Source organism: Microcoleus anatoxicus, from assembly GCF_042465725.1.
Classification (GTDB): Bacteria; Cyanobacteriota; Cyanobacteriia; order Cyanobacteriales; family Microcoleaceae; genus Microcoleus; species Microcoleus anatoxicus.
This window is the reverse complement of sequence record NZ_CP120853.1, coordinates 3,763,546-3,782,044: the sequence shown is the minus strand read 5'-3', so window position 1 is coordinate 3,782,044 and position 18,499 is coordinate 3,763,546. Positions and strand designations below refer to the sequence as shown.

General features: G+C 43.6%; 10 protein-coding genes, 2 tRNA genes and 1 pseudogene. 7 read left to right on the top strand and 6 right to left on the bottom strand.

Annotated elements, in window-relative coordinates; genetic code table 11:
* Positions 1–42 precede the first annotated feature (42 nt).
* On the bottom strand, positions 43–3,030 hold the full coding sequence (locus tag P2A85_RS16440) for a hypothetical protein (RefSeq protein WP_377473862.1): 2,988 nt from the start codon (positions 3,028–3,030) through the stop codon (positions 43–45).
* Positions 3,031–3,831: 801 nt separating this feature from the next.
* Here P2A85_RS16440 and P2A85_RS16435 point away from each other — a divergent pair.
* The 4 genes from P2A85_RS16435 (at position 3,832) to cobT (ending at position 7,240) form a co-directional block, all read left to right on the top strand.
* Positions 3,832–4,542, top strand: coding sequence for a Crp/Fnr family transcriptional regulator (locus P2A85_RS16435; RefSeq protein ID WP_340525437.1), 711 nt, complete (start codon positions 3,832–3,834; stop codon positions 4,540–4,542).
* Positions 4,543–4,622: 80 nt separating this feature from the next.
* Positions 4,623–5,114: a universal stress protein gene (locus P2A85_RS16430; protein ID WP_377473860.1), complete on the top strand. Its 492-nt coding sequence runs from the start codon at positions 4,623–4,625 to the stop codon at positions 5,112–5,114.
* A gap of 169 nt (positions 5,115–5,283) precedes the next feature.
* Positions 5,284–6,036, top strand: coding sequence for a DUF2232 domain-containing protein (locus P2A85_RS16425; protein WP_377473859.1), 753 nt, complete (start codon positions 5,284–5,286; stop codon positions 6,034–6,036).
* Between the two features lie 103 nt (positions 6,037–6,139).
* Positions 6,140–7,240, top strand: a complete 1,101-nt coding sequence (gene cobT, locus P2A85_RS16420; protein WP_377481547.1) for a nicotinate mononucleotide-dependent phosphoribosyltransferase CobT — start codon at positions 6,140–6,142, stop codon at positions 7,238–7,240.
* A gap of 74 nt (positions 7,241–7,314) precedes the next feature.
* On the opposite strand, the gene P2A85_RS16415 is transcribed toward cobT, so the two are convergent.
* Entirely contained in the window at positions 7,315–7,698 is a 384-nt protein-coding gene (locus P2A85_RS16415) for a hypothetical protein (RefSeq protein WP_377473856.1), read from the bottom strand.
* Positions 7,699–8,054: 356 nt separating this feature from the next.
* Here P2A85_RS16415 and P2A85_RS16410 point away from each other — a divergent pair, with 356 nt between their 5' ends.
* On the top strand, positions 8,055–8,174 hold the full coding sequence (locus P2A85_RS16410; RefSeq protein ID WP_377481543.1) for a hypothetical protein: 120 nt from the start codon (positions 8,055–8,057) through the stop codon (positions 8,172–8,174).
* Complete coding sequence (locus P2A85_RS16405; protein WP_377473854.1) at positions 8,171–9,280, top strand: extracellular solute-binding protein; 1,110 nt, start codon at positions 8,171–8,173, stop codon at positions 9,278–9,280. Before P2A85_RS16410 ends, P2A85_RS16405 begins: the two co-directional genes overlap by 4 nt.
* Before the next feature lie 446 nt (positions 9,281–9,726).
* Here P2A85_RS16405 and P2A85_RS16400 read toward each other — a convergent pair.
* The 4 genes and pseudogenes from P2A85_RS16400 to P2A85_RS16385 form a co-directional block, all read right to left on the bottom strand.
* A tRNA-Thr gene (locus P2A85_RS16400) sits at positions 9,727–9,798 on the bottom strand.
* Between the two features lie 70 nt (positions 9,799–9,868).
* Positions 9,869–9,953: transfer RNA gene (locus P2A85_RS16395), tRNA-Tyr, on the bottom strand.
* Positions 9,954–10,120: 167 nt separating this feature from the next.
* Positions 10,121–10,459: pseudogene (locus P2A85_RS16390) on the bottom strand (ATP-binding cassette domain-containing protein); the annotation flags it as partial.
* 259 nt (positions 10,460–10,718) lie between these two features.
* Positions 10,719–16,235: an AAA family ATPase gene (locus tag P2A85_RS16385; RefSeq protein WP_377473852.1), complete on the bottom strand. Its 5,517-nt coding sequence runs from the start codon at positions 16,233–16,235 to the stop codon at positions 10,719–10,721.
* 687 nt (positions 16,236–16,922) lie between these two features.
* On the opposite strand from P2A85_RS16385, the gene bchB reads away from it, so the two are divergent.
* Positions 16,923–18,449, top strand: a complete 1,527-nt coding sequence (gene bchB, locus P2A85_RS16380) for a ferredoxin:protochlorophyllide reductase (ATP-dependent) subunit B (protein WP_377473850.1) — start codon at positions 16,923–16,925, stop codon at positions 18,447–18,449.
* Positions 18,450–18,499 lie beyond the last annotated feature (50 nt).

Genomic DNA, 18,499 nt, shown 5'->3' with positions numbered 1-18,499 from the left:
CAGAATTAAGAACCGATGCTGCTTTTTTACTCTCGATCGAAATCAGGTTTTTTTTTGACTTTTTGGGGGATTAGACCGCATTCTGGTAGTTTCTGGGGCTGGGTTGGCAGAATTAAGCGGATTTTCCTGTGTTTGGGTCAAACTAGCCAAAATATCGTCTAGACTGACATTCGCTTCTTCCTCTTGAGTCAATAAATCAGAATCCAGATCCTCTTGTAAAGTAAAAATTTCATCCTCAGATGATTCTTCCAAGATATCTGGGAACAAATCCTCTAGGGTGCCGAGTTCTGCTTCTGCCATTTCTGGAAAAGGGTTTGCTGTGTTAGCATCAGCATTGGCCAAGAAACCTGAGTTGACTGTTGTGGAGCGTGAGGATGATCTGGGGCTAGTATTTTCTAATCCTTCGAGACTGTAAAGGTCTGACTCCAATTGTTCCAGAATATCGCTATCCAAGTTCAGAGAGCTATCGAAATCTTCTTCCTCCAAGGACTCTATGGGGAGCAAGTTTTCCTCCGGTGAAGCTTGGATATAAAAATCTTCAGGCGCGACATTACTGGGTTCTAAATTAGTTGGCGCGCTTTGGGATGTTGAACTACTTTCTCCTCTGCTTCTCAAAGCTGGTGGTAGCTCAGATGTCGATCGGGTTTGAACCCCAGCCAGAGTAGCTGATAGGTCACTTTGGCTAGATGGAGTTGCGGGGCTTGCTTCCTCATTCCCAGGTCGTTGCGGCTCGACTTTGGACTGGGTTGTTGCTGGAGACAGGGGTGGTGTTGTCACTGGCTGTTCCCCTAAATCTGGAGTCTCTAAAGTTAGCTCCTCGGAATTTTCACTTACTAAAAATCCAGCCTCTGATTCATCTTCACTTAATAAATTTTGGAACAACTCGTTTGTCACATTTAGCGCTTCATCATTTCCTAGAATGCCGAAATTTGACTCTGATGATTCTTCATCTTCTAGTTCTCCAAACAAATCTAATCCTTGACTCTCTAACGATTGATTTCTGGCAACTATTGGCTGATTTGACTCTGATGATTCTTCATCTTCTAGTTCTCCAAACAAATCTAATCCTTGACTATCTAGAGATGGATTTCTGGCAACTATTGGCTGATTTGACTCTGATGATTCTTCATCTTCTAGTGTTCCAAACAAATCTAATCCTTGACTATCTAGAGATGGATTTCTGGCAACTATTGGCTGATTTGACTCTGATGATTCTTCATCTTCTAGTGTTCCAAACAAATCTAATCCTTGACTATCTAGAGATGGATTTCTGGCAACTATTGGCTGATTTGACTCTGACGATTCTTCATCTTCTAGTTCTCCAAACAAATCTAATCCTTGACTATCTAGAGATGGACTTCTGGCAACTATTGGCTGATTTGACTCTGACGATTCTTCATCTTCTAGTTCTCCAAACAAATCTAATCCTTGACTATCTAGAGATGGATTTCTGGCAACTATTGGCTGATTTGACTCTGACGATTCTTCATCTTCTAGTTCTCCAAACAAATCTAATCCTTGACTATCTAGAGATGGATTTCTGGCAACTATTGGCTGATTTGACGGAGATGATTCTTCATCTTCTAGTGTTCCAAACAAATCTAATCCTTGACTATCTAGAGATGGATTTCTGGCAACTATTGGCTGATTTGACGGAGATGATTCTTCATCTTCTAGTGTTCCAAACAAATCTAATCCTTGACTATGTAGCGATGGATTTCTGGCAACTACGGGTTGATTTTCAGATGGGACTAATTTACTTTGGGTAGCAGTTGCGGTATTTTCTATAGCGAAGTTTTCCAGGTCTAGTTCTGCAACTTCTGATTCCAGAAATAAATTAGCATAAACATCTTCAACCTCTCGATCAGTTTTTGCCGATGGTGCTTCGGATTCAGCCCCTGGAAATAGAGTTGTTGGTCGATCGACTTGGGGCCCGGAACCGAATAAGTTTTCTTCCAAATCTGGGAGCGAAATGGCTACGGAAGTACGATCGCGTTTCAACTGTCCGAATTGGGGAGAAATTTCTGTTCCCGCATAGGGTAGTCTTTCTTGTTCTCCGAGTTGGTTGCTACTACTCGAATCTTCGATCGCCCTTTCTGCTCTTGAAGTTTCGGTAGCTAACTGGGTTTGAGAGGTGTTTGGTAGTATCTCGCTGGTGAAGGTGGCATTTCCGAGGTAGGACAAGTCGATGGGCTGCTGTAGGTAGGATGATGCTTCTCGGCCTAACTCCTGGGCCAAGTGGCTCACGAAAGCGGTAAACATCATCTCGCTCTGTTGACCGAAACCGTGCATTTTTTCGATTCCTTGGGACAAAGATGCTTGATAGCTTTCCAAATTTGCTTGCAAAGCCTCGAATACAATGTGCATTGTAGAATCAAGTCTCATTAGCCTGCGATCGGCTTCTGTCTCGAATTGTTGCAGTTGTTCCAACCTGTCGGCCGATGTCGGCACCGATGATTCTCCTGGGGTTTGTGGATGCACATCCAGGGAGTCAGAGGTAGTTGCTTGGGGGCTTGGGGATAAATTGCCGAGCCTGGTTTCTTGCAAGCGACTGGTGACTGCTTGCAAAAATTCCGAAATGATTTGCTGTTGGTGGGCTTGTTGCTGAGCTAAGGATTGTTGCTGCTGACGTCTGACTTCCAGCTCCTTGATTTCTTGAACCAGAGCCTGCTGTTGTTGACGGAGAGCTTCTATGTCTTCTTGCAGTGGACCAGTCAGCTTTTCTCGCAAATGGCTTATTTCTCCGGTGACTGCTTGCAAGATTTGCTCTGTGGCTGAGTGTTGATTTGTCGCCAGTGGCACTTTGGGTACTGGAACTGGTTGCGGGCGCATCTGGGGGCTGTGGACTGGTTTGTCTGGCACCATTAGCTTGGAGTCTGGGGAAACCAGATAGGTGCGAACTCGCTCTAAAAGTTGACGCTGGTGCACGAGATCGAGCGAACCCGTCCAAGGTAATCGGGGTACGGGTTTGCTGAGTACCTCGTCAATCTCAGCAATTAGTGCTTGAATTTTGTACTTCTGAGAATTCAAGGGCGGAACCTCTAAGAATGCGGCTTGCGAAAAACTTTACCAAAAAAAGGCTGAAGTCATGGGAGAGTCATGTTCAAATAGCTAGTAAAAGTATACATAGATTAATCTGGATGCAATCCCCCTGTTTTGGGTGTAGTATTTTTGGACCCGACCATCTCTAGGGTTCTTTGTACTTCTTGCCAACTACTATCTATGTTTTGCCTTGCGATCGGTAAGAATTGATGATAGCTTTTTATTTTTATCTATGACTAGACATTAATGGTACAATGTTTTGGGGGTTCTCCGATAAGTTGCTAAGACAACTCGCCAGTCTCGCAAGATCGATCGCCAACCTTCAGGCTACTATTCCCCCGAATGTTCCATTGATGGTGACAAAGGAGAGTTGGTCGCCAGTAGAAAATCCTATTTTGTTACTGGTCTGACAGATTAGCGGACTGTGCCAATAGACAGTAGGGGTCTCCTGACAACAAAGCTCTCAGCGGAGTGTTAGACTATCTCTCGCTAGCTGCTTGACAAAGGTAGTCACATCCTCTGACTCTCGGACTAGGCTGCTACAATTATGTAGCTAAACTTCGGTGACAGATGTTGGTATCAAAAATTGTGGTATATTTTTTAGCTTCTAGCTCCCAATCCGAGATTTAGGCTATTAATTCCATTTTTTGACCTTTTTGAGCAAAAATTCAGAGGTAAAACTGCTAATTTTAGATTCTTGTTTGTAGTTTCTTAAATCCAATGACTCGGCTGCAAGCTATTTTTAACTGCCCAGCACAGCTCGAACGCATAAATTAAAATGATGGCCTCATGGAAGACCGCTTTAACACCCGAGATCCGCAGTCAAATATCAATCAATTGATAGTATCCACTCCTTTCTTTTTAGGCTTACCCGATCCTGTAATTGAGAGAGCAACTGTCCACATTGTTACCCGCAGCCATCCTTCAAATCAAGTGATTTTGTTGGAAAATGACTGGGGTACATCTGTGTATTTTATATTGGATGGTTGGGTTAAAATTCGCACCTACAACTTAGACGGAAAAGAAGTAACGCTCAATATTTTAGGCAAAGGAGAGCTATTCGGTGAAATGGCGGCGATCGAAGAAACACCGCGATCGACAGATGTCATTACCCTAGCTCCGACACTGATCGGCAATATGCCATCTCAGGATTTTGTGCAACTAATTCACACCGAGCCGCTAGCAGGGATTCGGCTCGCTCAACTGATGGCCCGCAGGCTGCGACAAGTTAATCGTCGTCTCCGCTTGCGAGAGTCCGACAGTACCTCGCGAGTAGCAGATATTCTATTATTTTTGGCAGAAGGACAAGGGAAAATCATGTCCACAGGAGGTACAGAAATTCCCAACCTCCCACACAGAGAATTGAGCAGTCTCAGCGGTCTAGCGAGGGAAACAGTAACGCGGGTGCTCAGCAAGTTGGAAAAAAAAGGAACTATTCAGCGCGAACGCGACATTTTGTGTATTCCAGACTTGCACGCCCTAGAACGGCTGTTAGTCTAGAAGTGAGGGAGATTGTGAACTAAAGTCGAAGGCATTTTCTCCCTTGTCGCTGTTTATTAATTACCATCGGAGGTTAATCAATGAGTTTTCATAAAATCTTTGCGGCCTTAGATGACTCTGAATTGAGCCACCGCGTGTTCAGCGAAACTTTAGAATTAGCTAAGGCTAATCAAGCTGCTGTGATGTTATTTCATTGCGTCACAGTCAACTCCTTGGGCGAGTCTACCGTACCAATTCCGGTAGATTTGGGCATGAATGTACAGTTAATGGATCAGGCTTATCAAACTCAACGTTTGTTGCTGGAAAAAGAAGTCAAACAAGGGGAGAGTTTGCTGAAAAATTACTGCGACGCAGCAGCAAATCAAGGAGTAAAGGTGGAATTTGACTCCCAAATAGATGGCGATACAGGCCATTGTATCTGTGAATATTCCCAAAATTGGGGCGCAGATTTAATCATCTTGGGGCGGCGTGGGCGCACGGGGATCGCAGAAGCTTTCCTCGGTAGCGTCAGCAATTATGTCGTTCACCACGCATCTTGCTCGGTTTTTGTGATTCAGGAACCCAAGGTCTAAAAATAATCGTGGTGATTGTTTGGCTGAGAAAATTCATCTCACATCAGACTGATGACCAGAAACCAGAAGTTAGGGATAAATATTAAATTGGGCTAGGATTTATCGACTAAGAAAAACTGGTTTCTAGTCTCGTGAAAGCTAATATTTAAAATATAACATCTAAAATCGGATGAGTGATTTTTTCTCAGCAGATTCTGCATCAAATGTGAGCAGTTCGCCTAATACAAATAACGACCCGCAGAACCCAGCTATTTCAGCTTTGTCTGCCGATCGCACCAATCCAGACCCAACCTCAAACAGAAACTCAGCACCTTTGAGGCTGGTGGAAACGGCATTTTTAGCAAGTACCGCTAGCTTGATTTGGCTAGTAAATTACTATTTTCCACTGGGACCTTTGCTGCGAGTCTTCTTTCCAGTGCCCATTGCCCTAGTCTACCTGCGCTGGGGTCAGCGGGCGGCTTGGATGGCGGCTTTAGTTTCGGGTTTGTTACTATCGGTACTGATGGGTCCGACCCGCAGCATTTTATATGTCATACCTTTTGGGATCATGGGAGTTGCCCTCGGAGGACTGTGGAGGCGCAAAACCAGTTGGTCTGTTTCGATTAGTTTGGGCGCGCTAATTGGGACTTTTGGTTTCTTTTTTCGGTTTTGGCTGCTGTCAGCCTTGGTGGGCCAAGACCTCTGGGTTTACGTCACCGCCCAAGTAGCAGAGATGGTGGAATGGGTGTTTGTGAAACTAGGTTGGCTGAGCGTGCCGAGTTTGAACACGATTCAGGCGATCGCTGCCGGGATGATTTTAGTTAATAATATTATCTATTTATTCGTAGTACATTTAGTAGCTTTGCTGTTGTTAGATCGTTTAGGAAATCCCATCCCCCGACCACCACGCTGGGTACAAGTTTTGATTGATTACGAAGAATAGTTATTAGACATCTCCCAAAAAGCCTGGGTCGAACAGGCAGGATGCCTGTTCCACAATAATTATGGGAGATGTCTATTGAATAGCCAATAACTAATAACTAATGATGATTGATATTTATACAGAAATTCAACATGGCAACAGGTGGGTGGAATCGTATCGGGGGAAAAAACCCCTATTTGCTTGCATTTTAGGATTTACTGATACTGGCTTAATTCCCGGTATTTCCGCAGCAGGCGCAACTCCCCACGATCGCCAATTTACCTGTTTAGCAGATGCAGAATTTTTGTATAACGGCCCCCAAATTCAGCCCCAATATCCCTTGCCACCCCTAGAAGCAGGCGCATCGCCGGTACTGATATCTCGCGCTGTAGTCGAGGCTTTGGAAATTCCCCTTTACCTATTTAACGCTGGTTTGCCCTTGCTTCCTCCCGTACCTACCATAGATTTAGGGGGGCAAAGGGCCAAATGTCTCACATCTGGGAAGGCTTTAGCACTCGAAACAGTGGAACATTTGCTGGTACAAGGATTAATGTGGGGAGCTAAATTAGCTGCTACCACCAATGATAGCTACGTGATTTTAGGGGAGTGTGTGGTTGGGGGTACGACTACGGCTTTGGCTGTATTAATGGGCTTGGGTATAGCGGCGGCGGGGAAGGTTAATAGCAGTCACCCTCAGTGCAATCATGCTCAAAAATTGGCCGCAGTCACCACAGGACTGGAAATGGTGGGCTGGAAAATGGGGGGGAAAATATCTCCTCTGGAATTGGTGGCTGCGGTGGGAGATCCCATGCAGATAGCGACGGCGGCAATGGCGATCGCGGCGAGTCGGACTTGTGGCGTCATGCTGGCTGGTGGCACTCAAATGCTGGCCGTTTATGCTTTGATGGAGGCGATCGCCCGCGAATATGCTCTTGTATGGTGTCCCGAACGAGTCGTGGTGGGGACTACTGACTGGGTGGCTCAAGACCCTACAGGGGACACGGTAGGACTCGCTAAGGATGTTGGCGGTGTACCTTTGTTGGCTGCACAGCTAAGTTTTGCAGGTTCTGCTTATCCACAACTTCAAGCTTACGATCGCGGATATGTCAAAGAAGGTGTCGGTGCTGGAGCGTGTGCGATCGCATCTAACATCATGGCAAATTGGACTCCATCTCAACTTCTAGAAGCTGTTGAAGTTTTAGCCTCGCGCTTATCAAATAACTAAATTCCTGCTGGGAGTTGCTATATTTGCTGAGGAATTTTTTCCAGATAAGTAGGTAGTTTTTGATTGACACTTCTCTATTTTTTTGAGTGTATTCTTTTTGACAGCAACTGTTCCTCCAGGGCGGCGATCCGATTGTAAGCTGCTGTTAGCTGGGCGGTTAGGCGCTGGATTTGAATATCGGTTGTCAGTTCTTTTTCTAGGTTTTGGGAATTCTTGTCAAAGTAACTGTCATCCAATAGGATGTCTTTGTGATCTAGCATCGCGTCGAGACTCCTGTAGGCGGGATAGACAGAGATCGGCTCACTGGCTTCGATGCTCGATCGCTGGTTGTTCTGTTGCTGGGTCAGCTTATTCTGGTTAGCTGACTCCAATATAGTTTCATTGAGATTTTCTATGAGTTTGTAGAGGTCATTGACTTTTTCAGTCAATAGTGAAACTTGTTGACGAAGCGCTTCCATAAATCAGTCCTGTGTATCTTAACTTATATGTTGATATCTTAGACAAATCGTTACATAAGTGTGATTTATCACCAAATTATTTAATTTTTGAGCCAACTCTTGTGGTATAAATCATGAGAGTATATTGAGGCGATACATTTCAGCAAAAATTATAGGTATTTGTTCCTCAATTTGAAATTTTACCCTTCATCCATTGGGTGTCTTCCTCCATATTCATCCGTTGCCCAATAAAAAATATGGTATGCGATCGCCAAAGTGAGGGCCACGGCGGCTTGGGGACGATTACGCCCTGAAAAAGAGAATTTTCAGCAGCCCAGGCTGCAACTTTGTGTGGAAAAACCGAGTACAATGGCTCTGTGTTTGAGGAAGAAATAACACAAATCGCCTCCCCGTACCGGATTCGACCAAAGATTATTTCTCGGACCACAGAACACAAAACCATCGGTCAATATTTAGAAAAGCGCATTCAAAAGTGAAACGAAGGTCTTTGCTATTGGGGACAGCTACCCTAACTTTAACTCAATTGGCGGCTGCGTGTGAGTCGAAGCCTAGTCTCAAAATTCGATCGCTCAAAAATGCGATTCCGGCCCAACTCGTCAGCAAGTTTAGCCTCGATTCAAAACCCTCTTCAGTTTTGCAGGTAACGCAGTCAACGCAATTAACAGAATTGTTCGCCCTATTGCAAGACTGGAAACGGAGTCCCCAAACCAAAAATCAAGCTGACTTAGTGATGCTGGGAGATTACTGGCTGACTTTGGCAATTAGGCAAGAATTAATTAGACCGATCGATCCCCAGAAATTTTCTAACTGGCCACAAATCCCCGAAAGATGGCGAACACTGGTAAGACGAAATAATCAGGGTCAGTTAGACCCTAAAGGTAAAATTTGGGCCACACCTTATCGGTGGGGAAGCACTGTAATTGCCTACCGCACTGACAAATTTAAGGCTTTGGGATGGACTCCTACAGATTGGAAAGACCTCTGGCGTGAGGAATTACGCGATCGCCTTTCTCTACCGAACAATGCCAGAGAAGTCATTGGTTTAACTTTAAAAAATTTAGGAAAATCCTACAATACCCAGGAGTTAGATAAAGTTTCTAACCTCAAAACAGAACTTGCAAAATTACATCAGCAAGTTAAATTTTATAGTTCCGATGCTTACCTGCAACCTTTGATTTTAGGTGATACTTGGTTAGCCGTTGGTTCATCAGCAGACATCCTACCGCTGTTGGCAACTCAAAAAGATCTAGCCGTAGTAGTTCCCCTTGCTGGAACTGCACTTTGGACAGATTTGTGGGTAGAACCAGCGTCGGGAAATCCAGTACCCTTAGTAGAAAAATGGATTAATTTTTGTTGGCAACCTTCTGTTGCGCCTCAATTATCTTTGCTGAGTAAAGTTAGTTCGCCGATCGTTGTGGGGATGAAACCGGAGAATTTGCCGGAGGAGGTTCGGACTAATCCTGTACTATTACCCGATGCCAAGATTCTCGATCGCAGCGAGTTTCTACTGCCTTTTGGGGATGTGGCGATCGCACAATATCGATCGCACTGGGAAGAAATGCGGCAAGTTATCAAAAGGTGAACTACCTGCACTAAATCGAAGCGATTATAGTGCAGGCTTCTAACATCGCGGGGGAATGCCTCAGAACTGACTTGCGTCCTTTCGTTGGTCTTACTTCCCCGACCTTAGCAGAAACGGCTGTTCCATCCGTTTGTAGTATTCTGATACCTTCTGCTCTAATATTTGTTGCTACATGAACTCTCTAGTTGTCATTCATCTGCCAAGTCGTTTGTGTTTTCTATGGCCTCTTATAAACGTCTGGAATTCAAAAAGATTTATGGGAGCAATTGCAAGCTTGGTATGAGGATGCAGGAATTCTAGAGAGAGACACTAGCGGTGTCATGGAAGCAGTTTTGGACATACTCAGCTACTTGGAAGAGCAGGACTGAGCGAGATGTGAGCGGATAACTAGCTCTTTTACTGTCTGGTTATCCTGAAACCCTTGACAAATATAGTAGGACGAAGTAAGCCCGTAACGAGATTTGAACTCGTGACTTCCTCCTTACCAAGGAGGTACTCTACCACTGAGTTATACGGGCATAAACAATTAAAAATATCAAACTAAAATTTTAACTTTTAATTCTTAAATTTTAACTTTTAATTAAAAAGTGGTGGGCCGAGCTAGATTTGAACTAGCGTAGGCGTAGCCAGCGGATTTACAGTCCGCCCCCATTAACCGCTCGGGCATCGACCCATTTGCACCACAGTTAAATACCTTATCATCATTTTCTGGGTTGGGAACAACACATTTAAAATACTAATCAAAAATTGGTAATATATAAGTCAAACAAGGGCTGTAGGACACCGTAGCTCCGGGATCGGGAATTGGGAAATTGCAATCCCAAATCCAAAATCCTTTGACTAATCAAGCAACTGATCGGTTTCTTGCAGGGAGTGCAGCCTCCGGTAAATGCCTTGTTGCTTCAAGAGTTCGCTGTGGCTGCCAACTTCGACGATTCTACCGCCATCGAGTACGACGATCGCATCGGCTTCACGAATGGTACTGAGTCTGTGGGCAATAATGATGGTAGTGCGCGTACCGAGGATATTTCGCATAGCAATCTGGATCGATCGCTCGCTTTCATAATCCAAACTCGAAGTAGCCTCATGGAAAATTAACACATCCGGCTCCACTAACAGCGCCCTAGCAATGCCCAATCGCTGTCGCTGACCACCGGATAAGCGCATTCCTCGCTCCCCATCAATTCCGGTTGTATCGGAATTATTAAACCACAGAGAACACAGAGGACACAGAGAAAGAGAAGAGAGAAATAATAATTCCGATGTCAACGGATTTGATATCACTACTTTTAATTCGCCATCGAGTCTGGTGGTTTGCTTTTTTAGTTCCCCTGTTTCTGTCGCAAAAGCTTTGACTGTTTTGATGTTAGTGATAATTTCCGAGTTGCGACTTTCGGGTCCCAGCATGGGGCATGAAGCCTATTATTGATTATCTTTTTTACATCACCAGCCGTGGGGCGATGGGAATTTCAATAATAAACTCACTCCCCTCTCCCGGTGCAGAAACACAAGTCAATTTCCCACCATGAGAACTCACCACAATCGAGTGACAAATAGACAATCCCAAACCCGTACCAGAACCCACAGGTTTAGTCGTAAAAAACGGGTCAAAAATCTTGTGCAGCACCTCCCTCGTCATCCCAGGACCCGTATCCCCAATTCTAACGATCGCCGAACTCCGATCGGTCACCTCCGTGGCGATCGTAATAGCAGGCTTTTTTTGATAATTTTCTGGGCTATCTCTTACCAACAACAGCGCATCGATCGCATTGGTCAAGATATTCATAAACACCTGATTCAACTGCGACGCATAACAAGTAATTAGCGGCAAATTCCCGTAATTTCTAATCACCTCAATACCCAAACGCCCGCCCTCCTTTCTCAGACGAGGCTGCAACAGCATCACCGTACTGTCAATCCCTTGATGAATATCAACCGACTTCATTTCGGCTTCATCTAGGCGCGAAAAATTCCGCAAACTCAACACAATATCGCGAATTCTTTCAGCTCCCACCTTCATAGAATCCAGCAACTTTTGCAAATCTTCGATCAAAAATTCCAGTTCAATAGTTTCAATCTCATCCATAATTTCATCATTCGGATCTGGATAGTGCTGCTGGTAAAGCTCAATCAATTTCAGCAAATCTTGGACATATTCGCCCGCTGGTGTCAGATTTCCATAGATAAAACTTACAGGATTATTAATCTCGTGAGCTACACCCGCCACCATTTGTCCCAGACTAGACATTTTTTCGGTTTGAATCAATTGAGCCTGAGTGAGTTTTAGCTCGCGCAAAGTTTGTTCTAAACTCTCATTTTTTTCATTTAACTCCTGCGTCCGCTCTTGCACTTTCTGCTCCACAGAATTGTAAAGCAGAGCATTTTCTAAAGAAATAGCAACTTGAGAAGAAAGCAACCTTAAAACTTCCAATCTGTGAGGAGTAAAAGCACCGATAGTCAAATTATTTTCCAAATAAAGAATGCCGATTAGTTTGCCTCGATTCACAATGGGAGTACACAAAATAGATTGGAGTTGGTTCTGGGCGACGTAGGGATCTGCCGTAAATAGTCCCTCCGCCGCCGCATTGCTCAACACCAAGTCCGATCGAGTCCTTTCCACATAATTAATCACCGTCACAGGTAAATCCTGACATTCCTCAAGAGGCATAAATGGCAACATCGTGACATCTTCGGCAAATACTGAAGCTTTCGCTAAAATTAAAAGTTTTCCCTCTCTGACTAAGATCAGAAAACCTAATTGAGCACCAGCATTTTCCAGCGATATCCTCATCAAAGAACCCAGCAACTTATCCAGGACAATTTCGCTAGAAATTGCCAGAGATGCCTTCATTACCGTCGCTAAATCCAGGGCCCTCGCATCGCTACCAGTAGAAGTATGAATAGTTGTGGTAGTTTGGTTGAGGGCAAAATTGCCGTTGAGAGGTGTCATTTCCCGCAACTGGGGATATTTTTGTTCTAAATCATCTACTTTTCGCGCGGCACCCCAGCGTTGGTAACAGGAATGAGCATCCCGTAAGTGAATTTTAGCATATTGATATTTGCCTTTATTTAACCAATATTTGGCGGCTAGTTCATTAGCTAAGGCTTCATTTTGGACAAACTCATTGTCTTGAGCTAAAGTGATGGCGAAGTCGTACAATTCTACAGCTTCTGAGTCTTTTTTGGAAATTCTGGCTATTTCTGCTTGCACTAAAACGTGCTTGTGTAGAAAATTTTCTGGACAGTTATCTGCCCAAATTTTCATCTCTCTTTGATTCTTTTCTAACTTCTCTAAATACAGCGTTTGATCTGACTTAGAAACATTGGGATAGACAGCGATTAGCACTAACGAAAAGTAAAAATTCCATTCGGTTGCGGGTATAGCTCCTGTAATAAAGGAAAGCTGCTTTTCCACTTCCAAAGCTAATTGTAATGCTTCTTTGTAGTTACCATACAAGTACAATACCTGGCATTTACGAATTTGATACAAGCACAGCGAGTACAAATTTTGATGGGCTTGACAATTGTATACATACTCTAATTCGGTAATTTCTTCGTTCTCAAAAACCAGTTTTTCAGTAGTGAGTTTGCTGAGGTTACGGAGAATTAACTCAACTCCTAATAATGTATCAGTTACCAGTTGATTTTTGGTTTTTTGGCTGAATTGCAAATATCCTTTGGTATCTGCGAGCACTTGGGCAATATCTCGGCCTTGAAAGAAATAATTGGCGATGCGGTTGGACAGAATATAACCTGCATATTCTAAATCCCCAGATTCTAAAGCCGCTTGATATCCTTCATTACTAATTGCGTAAGCTTCTTTGATATGATTGAACCAGTAATGAAAAATACTGACTAGGGATGAACAGGCTCGACATTTTAGACCCAAATTTCCAGATTTTTCGCTCAAATTCAGGGACAGCATGGCAAATTGATAGGCGGTTTTGTAATCTCCTGAAACCGCATTCAAAAACATACCATAACCTGCGTAACAAAGAGATGCTTCGGGAACTAAACCGTATTTGAGAGACAGATTTAGTCCTTTTAATACGCTGACTTTCCACAAATCTGGATTGTTTAGGTAGGCGGATGTTAGTAAATTTGTGATTAATTTAACGGCAACTTTTTTTTCTGGGATAGTCATTTCTGGGGCGTCAATCAATGAAGCAATTTCGCGATCGCCCAAAATGCTCTTGGCTGCCTCAAATTCTTCAGAAATCACGGTTTGCAGCCCATCTAGGGGTAAATCGATACCCAGCAAGTTCAAGGCTTTGATGCCCGCTTTGACTGCATCCTCGTACTTGGCACGCAGGGTGTACTGTACGATCAGTAGGTTGTAAATTTCTACTTTCTCTAAAGGCGATCGGGCTTTTTGTAAAGTTATATTGATAAACCCTTCGGATTTTTCAAAATAACCGTTTAAATACTCAACATTTGCTCGTTCCATATGCAAAGCAAAAGCTAAGTCATAGTGGGAATCCCAAATATCCTCCGTCAAGCCGTCCATACCTGCGGTTAAATACTGCAAAGCTGAAACATAAGCTGTGGCATCTTTGGCTCGCCTCGCCGCGTCTAAATTCAACGTCGCCAGTTCAATTAATTCTTTATCTTCCCCGATTAAAGTTCGAGCCACATTCAAGTGATCGACCAATTCAAAAATTCTGTCAGCCCGATATTCAGTCGGAGTATTTTCTAATATTTGCCTACCTATTTTCAGGTGAACAGCTTTTTTTTCCGAATCATCAATTAAAGCATAGGCTGCTTGTTGTACCCGGTCATGCAAAAATTTATAATTGAGAATTAACAGCGGAAACATCACATAATCTAAGGACTTACTTTCCAATTCCGAACTTGGCAAAATCAATCCCGACTTAATCGCTGGTAACAAATGGGAAAAAGTTTCTGAGGCTTCTTTTTCATTAATTAAAGACAGGGTATTTAAGTCAAATTCATTACCCAAACAAGCTACTAAACGCAAAACTTGCTGAGTTGAACTAGGCAGTTTTCTTAACTTTTGCACCATCAAATCTACCACATTATCAGTGATAGCGCACTGCTCTATTTGATTTATGTCCCAATGCCAGCCACCTTTATTTCCAGACAGAGGGGGATGAAAAACTAGGAGGTCTTCCTGATATAATGTGTGTAGAAATTGATTGACAAAAAAAGGATTGCCATCAGTTTTGCTGACAACGAGTTCAGCTAAAGGTTTGACAGATTCTCGATCGCTATGCAAAGTCTCTGCAATCAAATGAGTTATATTGTCCACTCCCAGTGGCAATAAAGCAATCTGATTGACAATTGCTTCTTGATTTCGCAGCGTCTCCACAGTCATCATTAAAGGATGAGTGGGACTCACTTCGTTATCGCGATAAGCCCCAATTAAAAACAGATATTGCGTAGCCTCATCTGTCATCATCAATTCGATCAACTTGAGAGTCGCAGAATCAGCCCACTGCAAATCGTCCAGAAAAATTACCAGGGGATGTTCTGGCTGACAAAATACGCGAATAAAATTTTGAAAAACCAGATTAAAGCGATTTAGAGACTCCGTTGGCCCTAATTCAACTACAGGAGACTGAGGTCCAACAATCAGTTCTACTTCGGGAATGACATCAATAATAATTTGCCCATTTTGGCCGAAAGCGCTGCGAAGTTTTTCCCGCCATACTGCTAACTGGGTTTCACTTTCAGTTAAAAGCTGTCGCACCAATTCTGAAAAAGCGATCACAACCGCCGAGTAAGGAATCGTCCGTTTGTACTGGTCAAACTTACCCCAGATAAAATATCCCTGTCTGCAAGTAATCGGTTTTTCTAAAATTTTCACCATGGCGGATTTGCCAATACCGGAATAACCAGCAATTAGCATCATCTCGCTGCGGGATTTATGATATTCTCTTCGGGTTAGCAATAATTGAGAAGTTTCTGCTGTGGATTTTACATCTTTATTAATCACAGCAATTTGAGAGTGTTCGGTGCGACGGTTAGAACGATAATTTGTGGCTGCTACCCGTTCAAATGCTGCTAAAAGAGTTTCTACTTCTCGCTTTCTGCCGTATAATTTTTGAGGTATTTTAAATTTATCTGAAATGTCTTGACTACCGAGAGTAAACTCAGAAATCAACCCCGATGTCTGCAACTGAAACAGACAAGATTCCAAATCTGCTTTCAGTCCCCAGGCGCTTTGATAGCGTTCATCAGCAGTTTTGGCTAACAATTTCATCACAATATCTGAAACAGCTTGAGGGATTTCCGGTGCAATTTCCTTAAGAGGTACTGGCTGTTTAGCGATATGACAATGAACCAACTCCATGGGATCTGCTGTGTTAAAAGGGAGTTCTCCTGCCAGAATTTCATAGAAGGTGACACCCAAGGAATAGAAGTCGGTGCGATAATCTATTACCCGGTTCATTCTACCGGTTTGTTCCGGCGACATATAGGCTAAAGTACCTTCTAAAAAATTAGGGTCTTTATTGGGAATGTTATCGAATTCGCTGGCAGTGGAAATACTAAAATCTATGAGTTTGACTTTGCCAGTAGCTGAGTTAAAAACAATATTGCCGGGGTTAATATCTTTGTGAATTACATTGTTAGCGTGAATTTCTCCCAAGGTTTCAGCAATTTTGATTGCCGTAGTTAAAAATCCTAAAATTGTGAATTTTTGGGAAGCCATGAAGATTCTCAAAGATTCGCCGCCAAAATCTTCTAAAATCATTGCCAAACTATTTCTCACAGATAGCAACTTGTGGACTGTTACCACTCCGTCTAACTTTAAGCTGGCAGTAATTTGATATTCGCGCCGATATCTATTAAGCTCTTCAGGAGTCGGATAGTCTTCTTTGATAAGTTTTATAATAACAGGCTGATTGTTCTGCTCATCCCGGCCGCGGTAAACCAGGGATGTGCTGCTTTCATAAATGAGAGCGAGAACTGCAACGCCGGGAATTGCCATCATAGTTGGGTTCTCTGAAATTAGGTGTGCTAAGTTAATATTACTCTCCATTATCACTCAAGAGCTGTTTTTTTGGATGCGTGGGAAAGTGGGCCTTGACAGCAAACCACTACCGGTAGCCTCCCACCGTAGGGATTTTGGCATCCACAGGAGTCAGCCATAGAGAGTTCATAGTATTTTAGATTAAAGAATGAAATCATTGCTGTATACTCACTCGATAATGATTTTGGACTTCCCCGCCCCAGCCGGATTTTTCAGGAGTTTGTATGATTAATCACAAGACTTGCAGTTTTTGGATCAGTATGGAAGAAATTTTCAAATAAATGCGTATTTTACTATATTAATAGTATTTCTACTCTGCTTTAAACAATCAATCAAATTGATTAATATGTCGCTGTGAGGAATCAGGTAGGCATTTAATATCTAGGTGGTAGGAATTGAATTTGCCTAGGTATTAACGAAAATTGACAAAAGGTTAAGAATTATTGCAACAAAAGCCGAGCAAAGTTATTTTATTTAGGGGTCAAATCCTTAGCAGGAAGAGGGTTTGACCGATCGCCCAAATCAACAAATCTAGAGAAACTCACTATTTCTAAAGGATTCATTCGGTGAGAGAATCGGAAACAACCCTAAAATTTAGCAGTAATCGCCCGATCGAGCAACTCTCAACCAGCACAAGGAAAAATACCTATGAAATTGGCTTATTGGATGTACGCAGGCCCAGCCCACATTGGCACCCTGCGCGTTGCTAGTTCCTTCAAAAACGTCCATGCAATCATGCACGCACCCATAGGAGACGATTACTTCAATGTCATGCGTTCCATGCTGGAAAGAGAACGGGACTTCACCCCAGTCACCACCAGCGTCGTTGACAGACACGTACTCGCCCGTGGTTCCCAGGAACGAGTGGTGGACAATATCACCCGTAAAGACAGAGAAGAACACCCAGATTTAATTGTTTTGACTCCCACTTGCACTTCCAGCATTCTGCAAGAAGACCTAGAAAACTTCGTGGAGCGAGCTCAATTGGAAGCCAAAGGCGATGTGTTGCTGGCTGATGTTAACCACTATCGCGTAAACGAACTCCAAGCAGCCGATCGCACTTTAGAACAAATCGTCAAATTTTACATCAACAAAGCCCGCAAAAAAGGCGATTTAGTAGAAACCAAAAGCGAAAAACCATCAGTCAACATCATCGGGATGTCTACGCTGGGTTTCCACAACCAGCACGACTGTACTGAGTTGAAGCGTTTGATGGCAGATTTGGGTATAGAAGTCAACGAAGTTATTCCCGAAGGTGCTTCAGTTCATAACTTAAAAAGACTGCCGCGGGCCTGGTTTAACCTGGTTCCCTATCGCGAATTAGGGATGATGGCTGGAGAGTATTTGCAAACAGAATTCGGCACGCCGATGGTGGATATTACCCCCATGGGTGTGGTAGAAACGGCCCGTTGTATTCGCAAAATTCAGCAAGTATTGAATGCCCAAGGTGCGGATGTTGATTACGAAAATTTTATTGACCAACAAACGCGGTTTGTGTCTCAGGCTGCTTGGTTTTCCAGGTCGATCGACTGTCAGAATTTAACTGGCAAAAAAGCGGTCGTATTTGGCGATAATACCCACGCAGCGGCGATGACGAAGATTTTGGCTCGCGAGATGGGAATCCACGTTGTGTGGGCAGGAACCTACTGCAAACATGATGCTGATTGGTTCCGGGAAGAGGTAAAAGGGTATTGCGATGAAGTGCTGGTGACGGAGGATCATGGGGCGATCGGGGATGCGATCGCCAAAGCCGAACCTTCGGCAATTTTCGGCACGCAAATGGAACGTCACGTCGGTAAGCGGTTGGATATTCCGTGCGGGGTAATTGCTGCACCGATTCACGTCCAAAATTTCCCGATCGGCTACAAGCCATTTTTGGGTTATGAAGGCACGAATCAGTGCGTAGATTTGGTCTACAATTCCTTTACTTTGGGAATGGAAGACCACTTGCTGGAAATCTTCGGCGGCCACGATACCAAGGAAGTGATTACTAAGGGAATTTCGGCTGACTCTGATATGGGTTGGACGAAGGATGGACAGGCGGAATTGAATAAAATTCCTGGTTTTGTGCGCGGGAAAGTCAAGCGGAATACTGAGAAATTCGCGCGCGATCGGGGAATTGATAAGATTACCGTTGAGGTGCTTTACGCAGCGAAGGAATCTGTCGGCGCGTAGTTAGTTGTAGGGTGGGCATTTGCCCACCTTACTCAAAATGCAAAACTGCT